This window comes from Lachnoclostridium sp. Marseille-P6806 (assembly GCF_964238185.1).
GTDB lineage: Bacteria > Bacillota > Clostridia > Lachnospirales > Lachnospiraceae > Brotaphodocola.
In genome coordinates this window covers 453814-467243 of sequence record NZ_CAXSLG010000001.1, presented here as the reverse complement: position 1 = coordinate 467243, position 13430 = coordinate 453814, and the positions used below count along the sequence as shown (strand labels likewise).

The 13430-nt window shown below is 47.8% G+C and carries 14 protein-coding genes and 1 pseudogene; 14 read left to right on the top strand and 1 reads right to left on the bottom strand.

Going from position 1 to position 13430, the window contains the following annotated elements; translation table 11 throughout:
- From ACESON_RS02120 to ACESON_RS02095, 6 genes and pseudogenes are all read left to right on the top strand, one after another.
- Positions 1-436, top strand: a pseudogene (locus ACESON_RS02120) (hypothetical protein); the annotation flags it as partial.
- Between the two features lie 362 nt (positions 437-798).
- A complete protein-coding gene (locus tag ACESON_RS02115) occupies positions 799-2040 on the top strand; it encodes a DUF3798 domain-containing protein (protein ID WP_177958221.1) in 1242 nt (413 codons plus the stop codon).
- Positions 2041-2319: 279 nt separating this feature from the next.
- The gene (locus tag ACESON_RS02110) at positions 2320-3903 is read left to right on the top strand and encodes an ATP-binding cassette domain-containing protein (protein WP_177958238.1); all 1584 of its coding nucleotides are present in this window, start codon (positions 2320-2322) and stop codon (positions 3901-3903) included.
- Entirely contained in the window at positions 3896-4987 is a 1092-nt protein-coding gene (locus tag ACESON_RS02105; RefSeq protein ID WP_177958222.1) for an ABC transporter permease, read from the top strand. The genes ACESON_RS02110 and ACESON_RS02105 overlap by 8 nt, the downstream gene beginning before the upstream one ends.
- Entirely contained in the window at positions 4980-6464 is a 1485-nt protein-coding gene (locus ACESON_RS02100; RefSeq protein WP_177958223.1) for an ABC transporter permease, read from the top strand. Before ACESON_RS02105 ends, ACESON_RS02100 begins: the two co-directional genes overlap by 8 nt.
- Positions 6465-6612: 148 nt before the next feature.
- Positions 6613-7032, top strand: a complete 420-nt coding sequence (locus tag ACESON_RS02095; RefSeq protein WP_177958224.1) for an HIT domain-containing protein — start codon at positions 6613-6615, stop codon at positions 7030-7032.
- 134 nt (positions 7033-7166) lie between these two features.
- On the opposite strand, the gene ACESON_RS02090 is transcribed toward ACESON_RS02095, so the two are convergent.
- Positions 7167-7313, bottom strand: coding sequence for a hypothetical protein (locus ACESON_RS02090; RefSeq protein WP_177958225.1), 147 nt, complete (start codon positions 7311-7313; stop codon positions 7167-7169).
- 452 nt (positions 7314-7765) lie between these two features.
- Between ACESON_RS02090 and ACESON_RS02085 the strand changes: the two genes are divergently transcribed.
- The 8 genes from ACESON_RS02085 (at position 7766) to atpG (ending at position 13304) form a co-directional block, all read left to right on the top strand.
- Positions 7766-8122: an AtpZ/AtpI family protein gene (locus tag ACESON_RS02085; RefSeq protein WP_177958226.1), complete on the top strand. Its 357-nt coding sequence runs from the start codon at positions 7766-7768 to the stop codon at positions 8120-8122.
- On the top strand, positions 8119-8604 hold the full coding sequence (locus ACESON_RS02080) for a hypothetical protein (protein ID WP_177958227.1): 486 nt from the start codon (positions 8119-8121) through the stop codon (positions 8602-8604). The genes ACESON_RS02085 and ACESON_RS02080 overlap by 4 nt, the downstream gene beginning before the upstream one ends.
- A 62-nt stretch (positions 8605-8666) precedes the next feature.
- Complete coding sequence (gene atpB / locus ACESON_RS02075; RefSeq protein ID WP_373108274.1) at positions 8667-9380, top strand: F0F1 ATP synthase subunit A; 714 nt, start codon at positions 8667-8669, stop codon at positions 9378-9380.
- 70 nt (positions 9381-9450) lie between these two features.
- On the top strand, positions 9451-9708 hold the full coding sequence (gene atpE, locus ACESON_RS02070; RefSeq protein WP_177958228.1) for an ATP synthase F0 subunit C: 258 nt from the start codon (positions 9451-9453) through the stop codon (positions 9706-9708).
- A 44-nt stretch (positions 9709-9752) separates the two neighbouring features.
- Positions 9753-10268: a F0F1 ATP synthase subunit B gene (atpF, locus tag ACESON_RS02065; protein WP_373108273.1), complete on the top strand. Its 516-nt coding sequence runs from the start codon at positions 9753-9755 to the stop codon at positions 10266-10268.
- On the top strand, positions 10256-10804 hold the full coding sequence (gene atpH, locus ACESON_RS02060; protein ID WP_177958230.1) for an ATP synthase F1 subunit delta: 549 nt from the start codon (positions 10256-10258) through the stop codon (positions 10802-10804). Before atpF ends, atpH begins: the two co-directional genes overlap by 13 nt.
- A 23-nt stretch (positions 10805-10827) precedes the next feature.
- The gene (gene atpA, locus ACESON_RS02055; RefSeq protein ID WP_177958231.1) at positions 10828-12330 is read left to right on the top strand and encodes a F0F1 ATP synthase subunit alpha; all 1503 of its coding nucleotides are present in this window, start codon (positions 10828-10830) and stop codon (positions 12328-12330) included.
- A gap of 104 nt (positions 12331-12434) precedes the next feature.
- Positions 12435-13304, top strand: a complete 870-nt coding sequence (atpG, locus tag ACESON_RS02050) for an ATP synthase F1 subunit gamma (RefSeq protein ID WP_373108270.1) — start codon at positions 12435-12437, stop codon at positions 13302-13304.
- Positions 13305-13430: the final 126 nt, after the last annotated feature.

Sequence of the window (13430 nt, the reverse complement as noted above, 5' to 3'; positions counted from 1 at the left end):
TGGTTCCTCTGGCTCTTCATCACGAGGTCCGGCAGTGTCTGCTTCCGGAATCTGGCAGAACGAGGGCGGCAGATGGAGATATCGCCGCGCAGACGGCAGCTATGAGACGAACAGCTGGAGTCTGATTCAGAATACGTGGTATTGCTTTGATGCAGAGGGCTATATGAGAACAGGCTGGTATTTTGAGACAAAGGATCAGCACTGGTATTATCTGCTTCCAAGTGGTGCTATGGCAACAGGCTGGCGGAATATTGATGGCAAGTGGTACTTCCTCAATGACATTACCCGTGGAAATACTGGCTGGACCCGCCAGGAGTCTGCATGGACTGTGAATCAGCAGCAGAACCCAGGAATGCCTCAGGGAGCGCTGTATCAGTCAGGTATGACGCCGGACGGCTATCAGGTAGACAGCCAGGGTGTCTGGGTACAGAAATAAGAGATAGGGCTTTGAAATTGCAGCAGCCTCTCCGGAAAGAAGAACTCTGGAGAGGCTGCTGCCTGTTTCATAACTACAGGCGAATCGAGAAAACTATCTGTCAGCAGAAGAAAAACAGAAAATATGTTTTATAATAGCGTGACTTTCATGACTTTCAGACAATCTTTCAGAAAAAATTCGCCTGTCGCATACAAAAGTAGCTGGACAAAAGACACTTGCTTGTGCTATACTTAGTGAAATCAAAAAAGGTGACTAGTTTTACAGGAGATCCGACGGATGTGTTATTTTTTTGCCAAATTTGATTTCTGTATGCTCGCAGGAGTATATTGAAATAAATACAGACACTTATAAGGAGGAGAAAAATGAAAAAGCGTTTCTTAAGTCTGACAATGGCAGCGGCAATGGTATTGTCTCTGGCAGGCTGTCGCGGCGCAGAGCCGGCAGCAACAACAGCAGCACCGGCGACTGAGGCAGCAACTACTGCAGCAGCAGGGGAATCAGCAGAGGGAGCTGAGACCAAAGCAGAGGAGCAGAAAGAGGCTGAGCCTTTTAAGATTGGTATTCTTACCGGTACAGCATCTCAGGGTGATGAGGAGATTACTCAGGCCAACAAGATGAAAGAGAAGTACGGTGACATGATTGTTACCGCTACCTATCCGGATAACTTTACCACTGAAACCGAGACTCTGATTTCCAATGCAGTAGCAATGGCTTCTGATCCAGAGGTTAAGGCAATTGTTTGGTGTCAGGCAGTTCCGGGAACCGCAGCTGCAATCGACAAAGTACGTGAGACCCGTCCTGACATGATCTTCATTGCAGGTACTCCTGGTGAGGACCCGGGCGTTATTAACCCGAAGGCTGATATCGTTCTGCAGGTTGACGAGCCTGGATGCGGTACTGTGATTCCGCCGCAGGCAAAGGCGCAGGGTGCAAAGACTCTGATTCACTACTCTTTCCCGCGTCACATGAGCTACGCTCTGATCGTTGCACGTCACGAGAACATGAAGAAGTACTGTGAAGAGAACGGTATCGAGATGGTTGACGTCACCGCTCCGGACCCGACCGGTGACTCTGGTATTACCGGTGCTCAGCAGTTCATCCTGGAGGATGTTCCGCGTCAGATCGAGAAGTACGGCAAGGACACTGTATTCTTCACCACCAACTGTGGTATGCAGGAGCCGCTGATTCGTTCCGTATTTGAGAACGGCGCTATCTACAGCTTACAGTGCTGTCCGTCTCCGTTCCACGCATTCCCGGCAGCTCTTAATATCGACATGGCTGGTCATGAGGCTGATGTAACCTACATGATGGAGCAGTTGCAGGCCAAGGTTGACGAGTACAACATGGGCGGACGTGTTTCCACCTGGGGCGTTCCCTGTAATATGCTGTTCGTAAATGCAGGCGTTGAGTATGCAAAGAAGGTTCTGGAAGGCGAGACCAATGGTGTGGTTCTGGACGAGCAGGTTCTGCGTGACACCATTCAGGAATGTGCAGAGCAGTATACTCCGGATGCAAAGATGACCATTGCTCACTATGTAGATGACAGTGGCAATGCTAAGGACAATCATTTCCTGGTTATGTCTGATTTTGTTACTTTTGAATAAAGAACGGCTGAAACCATATTAATTCAGGAGCAACAGGGTTTCGCCAACAGACGCATTACGGCGAAAGTTGGCGGAACCTTTTCCTGTATACAGAACGGTTGAAAGGGACGGCGGTTCTGTACAGGAGATGCTTTCTGTAAAGAAAAAGCGTTTCGCCTGATGGGGAGTGCAGAGAGGAACTCTTTTTCCTTACAGGAAGTGCCCTGTGAGACTTATAACAAATGAATGTAGAAAGAGGTTATTGAATTGGAGAACACGAACGAAATCTATGTCCTTAAAATGGACAACATTGCCAAAGAATATTACGGCAACCGTGTTTTAAAAGGAGTAAACCTGCATATTCGTCCCGGCGAGATTCATGCGCTGATGGGAGAGAACGGAGCAGGAAAATCCACACTGATGAATATCCTGTTTGGTATGCCTGTGATTCACAATACGGGAGGATATGAGGGAACGATTCAGGTAGGTGGCGAGGATGTAGTCATCGATACCCCCTTAAAGGCCATGGAGCTGGGCATCGGTATGGTGCATCAGGAATTTATGCTGATTCCGGGATTTACTGTTACAGAGAATATTAAGGTTGGACGTGAAATCAGTACGCCGAACCTGGCAAGCCGTCTTTTTGGCAAATCCATGGAAACCCTGGATACAAAGGCCATGAGAAAGGATGCCAAGAAGGCGTTAAAGACCATAGGACTTCAGATTGAGGACTATGTGAAGGTGGCAGGTCTTCCAGTAGGATATATGCAGTTTATTGAGATTGCCCGTGAGCTGGATAAGACTGGTATTCGGATTCTGGTATTCGACGAGCCGACAGCAGTTCTGACAGAGTCTGAGGCAGATCGTCTTCTGGAAGCCATGCGGGTGATTTCATCCCAGGGCATTGCTATTATTTTCATTACTCACCGTTTGGACGAGGTTATGGCAGTGGCGGACGGTATGACCATTCTTCGAGATGGCGAGTTCGTTGCAAGAAAAGAGATTAAAGATACCAACGTAGTTGAGATTGCAGAGCTGATGATTGGCCGTAAGGTAGAGAAGCTGGTAGATGAAAGCTCTGAGCCGGATACCCGTAAGATCAGTGACAAGGAGATTGCTGTAAGTCTTCGCAACTACAAGGTAGATATGCCTGGCGAGCAGGTAAAAGGAATTGACCTGGATATCCGGAAAGGTGAGATTTTCGGTATTGGCGGCCTGGCAGGACAGGGTAAGCTGGGAATTCCCAATGGAATCATGGGGCTGTACAAGGCATCTGGCGAGGTCAGGATCAACGGCGAGCTTCTGAATCTGGATAAGCTGGGCGATGCCCTGGAACACAAGGTTGCCTTTGTTTCTGAGGATCGTCGGGGCGTAGGTCTTCTGCTGGATGAAAGCATTGAGCAGAATATTATCTTCTCCGCCATGTACACCAATGGCAAGTTCTTAAAGAAAATCGGCTGGATGCATCTTTACGATTCTGCAGCAGCCAAGGCTCATGCAGAAAATATGGTAAAGACCCTGGATATTCGCTGTACTGGAATTCGTCAGGCAGCAGGAAGGCTGTCAGGCGGAAATCAGCAGAAGGTGTGTCTGGCTCGTGCGCTGACTCTGGAGCCGGATATTCTGTTTGTATCAGAGCCGACCCGTGGTATTGATATCGGTGCGAAAAAGCTGGTGCTGGAGTACCTGACAAAGCTGAACCGGGAAACCGGATTAACAGTAATTATTGTTTCCTCTGAATTAGTAGAACTGCGGTCCATTTCTGACCGGATAGGCATCGTTTCTGACGGAAAGCTGGCATGTATCCTGTCTCCGGATGATTCAGATGCAAACTTTGGACTGGCAATGTCCGGAGCATGGAAAGGAGGTCAGAACAATGGATAATCCATTAAAAAAGATGATAAATAAATTCGGCCTGCCGCGTATTATTATTGCAGGATTCTTTATTCTGCTGGTTATCGGGGCATCAGCCTTTCAGATGAATATGCCGCAGTTTTTCGGTGATATCCTTCGCCGCTGGGGTATGTTTGGAATTCTGGCCCTGGCTATGGTGCCTGCGGTTCAGTGCGGAATTGGCCTGAACTTTGGTATCTCCATGGGTATCGTAGGAGGCCTGCTGGGCGGTATTATTGTCATTCAGCTGAATATTGCACAGAATCCGTCTCTGGTAGCCATTCATCCGCTGTTTGCAGCCTGGGTGGCAATTCTGGTGGCAATTCTGATTGGTGTGGTTCTGGCTACGGGAATCGGCTATCTTTATGGACTGCTGTTAAACCGGGTAAAGGGCTCTGAGATGACAGTTACCACTTATGTGGGATTCTCTGTTATCGCATTTATGAATATGGTCTGGATGCTGCTTCCTTTTGATAATGGTGAGCTGATCTGGCCCAATGCCGGTAAAGGTATGCGTAATACCATTTCTCTGGCATCTTCTTTCAGTGAGGTTATGAATAAGACAATGGCTTTCGGAATGGGTGATTTCCTGTTCCCGACCGGTCTTTTGCTGTTCTTCTTCCTGATGTGCTTCCTGGTATGGCTGTTTATGCGGTCCAAAACCGGTATGGCAATGACTGCTGCAGGCGCCAATCCCATGTTTGCCAAAGCAGCAGGAATCAATGTAAATAAGATGCGCCTGATTGGAACCACCATTTCCACAGTGCTGGCGGCAGTCGGTATTCTGGTGTACGCGCAGGGCTTCGGCTTTATGCAGCTGTATAACGGACCGATGATGATGGGCTTTACCTCTGTAGCCGCAGTGCTGATTGGCGGTGCAACACCGAAGAGGGCATTGATTGTTCATGTACTGATTGGTACATTCCTGTTCCAGGGTATCATGACGCTGGGACTTCCGGTTGTAAACCAGATTATTCCGGAAGGAAACCTGTCCGAGGTTATGCGTATGATTATTTCCAACGGTATTATTATCTACGCTCTGACTCAGGCAAAGGGAGGTGACGGCCGTGAATAAGAAGCTGAAGGATATTCTGTTTCAGAATAAAGTAGTAATTCTGTTTATATTATTGTGTGTAGGCGCAACCATTGCATCAAAGCAGCCGCTGACTTTTGTTATTCCGGAGCTGTTTACTCGAATTGCGCGTAACTCATTTATTGTACTTTCCCTGATTATTCCGGTTATTGCCGGCATGGGACTGAACTTTGGTATTGTTATCGGAGCCATGTCTGCGCAGATTGCTCTGTTTCTGACAACATACTGGGGTCTGACCGGTTTCGGCGGATTTCTGGTGACGGCAGCTCTGGCAACTCCGTTCTCTGTTCTTTTTGGTTATCTGGTAGGTAAGCTGTTTAACCATATGAAGGGCAGCGAGATGATCGGCGGTCTGGTGCTGGGATATTTTGCAGAAGGAATTTATCAGTTTATTTTCCTGTTTGTATTCGGCGGTATTATTCCTATGGTAAATACCAAGCTGATGATTCCTACAGGTGTTGGTGTTAAGAATACCATTGACTTAAAGGATACCGTAAAATATGCTCTGGACAATGTTCCCATGCTGACGATTCTGGAGGTTGGTTTCTATCTGTTCCTGATTGGAACGGTTTGCTCCCTGGCCTTTAAGCTGGCTAAGAAGCAGGAGAACAACTGGAAGAAAACAGGAAGCACGGTGGCAGCAGCAGTTGTGATTTATGGAATCAGCTTTATTGGTCCGGTTGAGCGGTTCTTATCTGCTGACCGTCTGCTTCTGCTTTCTGCAGTGGAGCTTTGCTGTCTCCTGACTGTGATTGTTCAGGCAGCGCAGTTTGTAAAAGCAAAGCTGGCGGCCAAATCTGAGGAAGGCGGCGAGCCGTTTAATACCAAAAAAGCTCTTGGATATATCGCGGCAGCAGCAGTCGTATATGGTCTGACCTATATTCCGGCCCTGTACAAGGTGCTGATTATGGTGAAGCTTCCGGTTATGACTTACCTGTGTATTGCAGCTCTCTGCGTATTTAACAATGTTCTTCTGAAGACCCGTCTGGGCCAGAATATGAGAACGGTAGGTCAGAGCCGTGCCGTGGCAAACGCTTCCGGTATCAACGTAGACAGAACCCGTATCATTGCCATGATTTTCTCAACGGTATTGGCGAGCTGGGGACAGCTGATCTTCCTGCAGAATGTGGGAACCCTGTCCACCTACGGCGCTCATACTCAGGTGGGACAGTTTGCGATTGCAGCTCTTCTGGTAGGAGGCGCTTCTGTACAGAAGGCTACCAATAAGCAGGCTCTGCTGGGTATTGTCCTGTTCCATACACTGTTTATCGTATCTCCGCTGGCTGGTAAGGAGCTGTTCGGCGATCCGGTCATCGGTGAGTATTTCCGTGTATTCGTATCCTATGGCGTTATCGCTATGGCACTGGCTATGCATGCCTGGAAAAAGGCAGTTAAGCCGACTGAGGAGTCTGAAGAGAAGGAAGAAAATAATGAGGGAGTACATCCCATGGCAGGCTGATAAAAAAGACCTGTATCAAGAAAGGCCGGAGTCGGAAGACTTCGGCTTTTCTTTTCGCCAGTTTTACTTGCGCATGAGCGGGAACAGGAGTAGAATAGAAGCAGTAATACAGCTGCTACGGCTAATCTGAAGAAGGAAGGTACAAGACATGAAAGATGTAAATTGCGCATACTGTATGCAGGGAGATTTGGTTGCAAAGTTCGCTTACCCTATCTGTAAGATGGATACAGGCTTTCTGTATGTATTTAAGGAGCAGAGTCATCCGGGACGTCTGATTCTGGCTCATGACAAGCATATCAGCGAGATGATTGAACTGACGGACGAGGAGAGAAATGCATTTTTTGCAGATGTGGCAAAAGCTGCCCGCGCCATTCACAAGGTTTACCATCCTAAGAAAGTAAACTACGGCGCTTACGGAGATACCGGCTGCCATCTGCATATGCATCTTGTTCCCAAGTATGAGGGTGAATTCGAGTATGGCGGAACCTTTGAGATGAATCCGGGAAGAGTCGTATTTGACGATGCCCAGTGCGAAGAGATTGCGGAGAAGATTCGTCAGGCTCTGTAAAACGGTTATAATTATGAAAAATAAAAATTCGTCGGAGAAACGAAGCTGTGCGTATAAAAGCACCTCTTTGTCTCTCCGGCGAATTTGTCTTTCGGATGTTCCGAAAGAAAGGAAGTGTAGAAATAGGCAAATCGTTAATCCATAATAGAGATTTTCAGAGCTGCCCGGCGGTAGAATTTCCAGAAGATGATGGCTGGAATACCTGCGACAAGAGCCAGGGTGGAAACGCCTCCGATTACTCCATATAAAATAGTAATCATCCAGATTAAAATACTGTTCATAAGACAAAATCTCCTCTCTCAAAATATGGATTTATGTGAATGAAATATCGGCAATCACTGTTTTGTATTTTAGACGGTAATCCCTCAGATGAAAATAGGTTTTCCGGACTCTTAACGGAACCTGTATGATTTGTTGACAAAAATCATATAATCAGAGAGGAACCTTAACAGAATTTTGATATATGGCCTGGAAAAGGAAAAAACTATCGGTGTACCTGAAAAATTTTGTGATTTAAAAAGTGTAAAATCCATAAACTTTCTGGATTTCTATGGAAAATTAACAAAATAATATGGACAGGATTGGTGATAATAATGATAAATTTGTGACAATCTTTAAAGTGTTGTACAATCTGAATGTTATTTTTACGAAATTCCTATGAATAATGGACAAAATAAAAAGTATTGGGTATAATAGTAGGTACATGCAAAAATACAGAGAAGGGTGGACAGTGATGCATTACAAAAAAAGTGTATTTCGGAGCCTTGCGATGATAACGCAGCTTGGCCTGTGCGTAATCACACCTGTCTTTCTGTGTGTTTTCATTGGATATCAGGTGGACTCCCATCTGGGGGGAAGTGTGATGATTCCAATGGTGATTCTCGGTGTGCTGTCAGGGGGACGGTGTGCCTGGGGGATGGCAAAGCGGACTCTGGAACAGGAGAAGAAGGAGGACGAACGCATCCGAAAGGAGAGCAGAGCTCTGACATCAAGAACGGGAATCAGCAAGCCAAAGCAGTCCAGCCGTATTTTTGCGGCAGGACAGTCGGAGGAACCGAAGAATAGAATGAAGGAGGCAGACGAAAGATGATATGGCTTAGCAGACCAACAAAACGGCTGCTTCTGGAGATGTCTGTAGGAGTGATCCTGTGGAATGTGATTCTGGCGGTTCTGGCAGTCCTGTTTCTTCCCGGATTTTCCTATCCGGTAGTTCCGGTAATTCTGGGGCTTATAGTGGGAGCGGCAGGTGCCATGATGATGCTGGTTCATATGGCTGTCATAACAGAGCGGGCCCTGGACAGTCAGAGTGAAAACTACGCCAGCAAGCTTACTGTGGCTCAGAACCTTCTCCGGAAGGTAATGTTTGTAGCTGCCCTGTTTTTCTTCTGGCGTGTGCTGAAGATTGACCTGCTGGCAGCGGTGCTGGGAGCCATGGGAATGAAGGCGGGAGCTTATCTGCAGCCGCTGGTCCGCAAAATATCGGGATATCAGGAGGAGCCTGCAAAAGCCATTCTGGAGGAGCTGGAAGAGCCGTCAGAGACGGAGAATCAGAAGTATCCGGGAGCAGTTTAGTTCAGGCAGCTCTGAAAAACCGGTAGAAAAGTATTGGAATACAGAAGAAAGGAGGACAGTGTATGAGAATAGGAATGGGAATGCTGATGTCCAATGAACCTGACTTTATGATACATGGCGTTTTTGAGTATCATATGTTCGGACAGGATTTTTGGATTACAACAACCACCATTGGAATGTGGATTGTCTCTGCTTTAATTCTGCTGATTGCATTTCTGGCAAACCGGACCCTGAAAAAGGCAACGGATGAACCGGGGATGTTCCAGAATGCGCTGGAGATGGCCTATGAAGCCCTTGCCAATATGGCTGGCGGTATTCTGGGCGGCAATGCAAGAAGGTTTATCAACTATATTGGTACGATTTTCCTGTTTATTTTGTTTTGCAACCTGAGCGGTATGCTGGGACTTCGTGCGCCCACTGCAGACTATGGCGTTACATTTCTGCTTGGTATGGTCACCTTCTTCATTGTGAACTACCAGGGAATCAAAAACCGCGGCATGCGTCATTTCACAAGCCTGTTTGAGCCTACGCCTATTTTGTTCCCGATTAACTTAATCGGTGAGCTGGCCAACCCGCTATCCATTTCCCTGCGTCTGTTTGCGAACCTGCTGTCAGGCGTTATCATTATGGGACTGTGGTATGGAATGATGCCAATTTTCGCAAACATCGGTATTCCGGCAGCACTCCATGTTTACTGCGATTTATTCTCAGGATGTATCCAGACGTACGTATTCTGTATGCTTACGATGGTATATATTAATGATAAGATGGAATAATGGCGGGAACATGCAGTGAAATACAACACTTCATATTTTACGTTTAAATTGATTTAGGAGGACTACATTTATGAATATTTCAGGACAGGACTTTATCTTTGGTTGTTCCGCAATTGGTGCAGGTCTGGCAATGATCGCCGGTATCGGACCTGGTGTTGGACAGGGTATCGCAGCAGGACACGGCGCTGCAGCAGTAGGCCGCAATCCGGGCGCAAAGTCTGATATTACTTCTACCATGCTGCTTGGTCAGGCAGTAGCCGAGACCACCGGTCTGTACGGCCTGGTTGTTGCAATCATCCTGATGTTCGTTAAGCCGTTTTCCGCTTAATAGACAGAACAGACAGGAGAATGTAGCGAAAGGAGGCTAAAGACTTGGACAGACTGATAGGATTTGACCCGCAGCTTCTGCATGATGCGGTGCTGACTGGTATCAATATCTTTATCCTGTTCTTTGCACTGTCCTATCTGCTTTTCAATCCGGTTCGTGACGTGCTGGAAAAGAGAAGACAGAAGATTGCCGGCGAACTGGCTTCGGCGGCGCAGGATCAGGCGTCTGCGGCAGCTCTGAAAGAAGAGTATGAAGCAAAGCTTAGGGACGTGAACAAAGAAGCAGAGAGCATTCTGGAAACCGCACGGAGAAAAGCAAAAGCCCGTGAGGAGGAAATGCTGGAAGAGGCCAGGGCAGAGGCAGCCAGAATCATTGAGCGGGCAAACCGTGAGATTGAGCTGGAGAAGAAGAAAGCTGTTGACGACATGAAACAGGAGGTTGTCAACATTGCTGCTCTGATGGCTGAAAAGGTTGTAGGCTGCTCCATGAATGGAAAGATTCAGGATGCGCTGATTGATGAGACTTTGAAAGAGATGGGTGAGAGCACATGGCAAAGCTAGTGTCAAAGGTGTACGGCGATGCATTGTTTGAGACCGCCATGGAAAATAATAAGGTGGACACCCTTTATGAGGAAGTAAACGCCCTGATTCCCATTTTAAAGGAGAACCCGGAGCTCCTTGCTCTTCTTGGCAATCCTCAGATTGTGAAGGAGGATAAGGTAGCGATTATCCGCCAGGTATTTGAAAACCGGGTGGAAATCGAGCTGATGGGCTTTTTAGCAATCATTGTCGAAAAAGACAGACAAAGTGAGTTGATTCCGGTACTGGACTATTTCATCCAGCGGGTGAAGGAGTACAAGAAAATCGGCGCCGCTTACGTGACAAGCGCGGTGGAGCTGAAGCCGGAGCAGAAGGCAGGTCTGGAAAAGAAGCTGCTGGAAACAACCGCCTATGTGGCCTTTGAGATGCACTATTCTGTAGACCCGGCTCTGCTGGGCGGTATGGTAATCCGCATTGGAGATCACGTAGTGGACAGCAGCATTAAAACACGGCTTTATGAACTGAAGAAGGAGCTTTCCAGTCTTCAGTTAGCATAAACAGTCAGAAAGGAAACTGCAAAATGAATTTGAGACCAGAAGAAATCAGTTCGGTAATTAAAGAACAGATTGCGAAATATTCTACCAAACTGGAAGTCTCGGATGTCGGCACAGTTATCACGGTTGCGGACGGTATCGCCCGTATCCATGGTCTGGAAAAAGCCATGCAGGGTGAGCTTCTGGAATTCCCGGGAGAGAACTACGGCATGGTCCTGAACCTGGAGGAGGATAACGTAGGTGTTGTTCTGTTAGGTGACAGCAGCAGCATCAGTGAAGGCGACATTGTAAAGACCACTGGCCGCGTAGTTGAGGTTCCGGTAGGCGATGCCCTGACCGGCCGCGTGGTCAATGCTCTGGGACAGCCGATTGACGGCAAGGGTCCCATCGAGACTGAGAAATTCCGCCGCATTGAGCGTGTGGCACACGGTGTTATTGAGAGAAAATCCGTAGACACCCCCCTTCAGACCGGTATCAAGGCGATTGACGCCATGATTCCGATTGGAAGAGGACAGCGTGAGCTGATTATCGGTGACCGTCAGACTGGTAAAACTGCGATTGCCATTGATACCATTATTAACCAGAAGGGCCAGGGCGTACACTGTATTTACGTTGCGATTGGCCAGAAGGCTTCCACAGTAGCCAATATTGTAAGAACCTTAGAGGAGTTCGGCGCCATGGATTATACTACTATCGTAGTATCCACTGCTTCCGATCTGGCTCCTCTGCAGTATATTGCTCCTTACTCCGGCTGTGCGATCGGTGAGGAATGGATGGAAAACGGAGAGGACGTGCTGGTGGTTTATGATGACCTGACCAAGCATGCAGCTGCTTACCGTACCCTGTCCCTTCTGCTGAAGAGACCGCCGGGACGTGAGGCTTACCCGGGCGACGTATTCTACCTGCATTCCAGACTGCTGGAGCGTGCTTCCCGTCTTTCTGACGATTTAGGCGGCGGCTCCCTGACTGCACTGCCGATTATCGAAACCCAGGCAGGCGACGTATCCGCATATATTCCGACCAACGTAATTTCTATTACAGATGGTCAGATTTATCTGGAGACTGAGATGTTTAACTCTGGTTTCCGTCCGGCAATCAATGCAGGTCTGTCTGTATCCCGTGTAGGAGGTGCAGCACAGATTAAGGCAATTAAAAAGATTGCAGCTCCTATCCGTGTAGAGCTGGCTCAGTACCGTGAGCTGGCAAGTTTTGCTCAGTTCGGTTCCGAGCTGGATGCGGCTACTACGGAGCAGCTGGCTCAGGGTGAGCGTATCCGTGAGGTTTTAAAGCAGCCTCAGTATCAGCCCATGCCGGTTGAGTACCAGGTAATCATCATTTACGCAGCTACCAAGAAATATCTTCTGGATATTCCGGTTGCAGATATACTTGGTTTTGAGAAAGAATTATTCAAATACATTGATACAAAATATCCTGAGATTCCGGCTTCTATCCGCGATACCAAGGTACTGACGGAGGAGACAGAGGAGCTTCTGGTAAAGGCAATCAAGGAGTGTAAGGCACAGCGGTAGGCAAAGGCGCGTCAGGCAGAACAGGCCGGAAGCGGCAGAAAGGGAACGCCGGGCGGACAAAAGCCGTGAAAGCTGTGAGCTGACACGAAAGTGAGGTAAATATCATGGCATCCATGAGAGATATAAAACGCAGGAAAGCCAGTATCCAGAGCACCGGACAGATTACCAAGGCCATGAAGCTGGTTTCTACAGTAAAGCTGCAGAAATCAAGACAGAAGGCGGAAAATTCCAAACCTTACTTTGACATGATGTATGGAACCATTTCGTCCATGCTGAAAAGATCCGGAAATATTGACCACAAGTATTTAAAGGCCGGCGGAAGCGGGAAAAAGGCAGTGATTGCCATTACCTCTAACCGCGGTCTGGCAGGCGGATATAACAACAATATCGTCAAGCTGATTGTGGGAAATCCGGAGCTGAAGGCAGAAGACACCTGTGTGTACGCAATCGGACGGAAGGGCCGTGACGGATTGTCAAAAAAAGGCTACGAGATCAAGGGAGATTACTCTGAGGTAATCAATGAACCGGTGTATCAGGATGCGGCGGATCTGACAAAAGAACTGCTGGGCTCCTTTGGCCGGGGCGAAATTGGCGAAATTTATCTGGCATATACCTCTTTCAAAAATACGGTTGTCCATATTCCGAAGCTGATTAAGCTCCTTCCCTTTACTATGGAGGCAGGAGAAGACGGAGAACATGAGACAGAGAAGGCTCAGGCTCTTATGAACTATGAGCCCAATGAAGAGACTGTGTTGGATATGATTATTCCCAAATACATGAGCAGTCTGATTTTCGGCGCGCTTCAGGAGGCAGTAGCCAGTGAAAACGGCGCACGTATGACGGCCATGGATTCGGCAACAAACAATGCAGAAGAGATGCTGGGCAAGCTGGAGCTGCAGTATAACCGCGCCCGTCAGGGCTCCATTACTCAGGAGCTGACGGAGATTATTGCAGGCGCCAATGCAATCAGCTGATAAATGATGCACAAGAAAGCGGCAGTCCGACAAAAACGGGCTGCTGCGAAACCAATAAATCGTAACGGTTCACGGGGCAGACGCCCGGTACTTATTGCCCGCTTACAGCGGACAATAAGATGCATG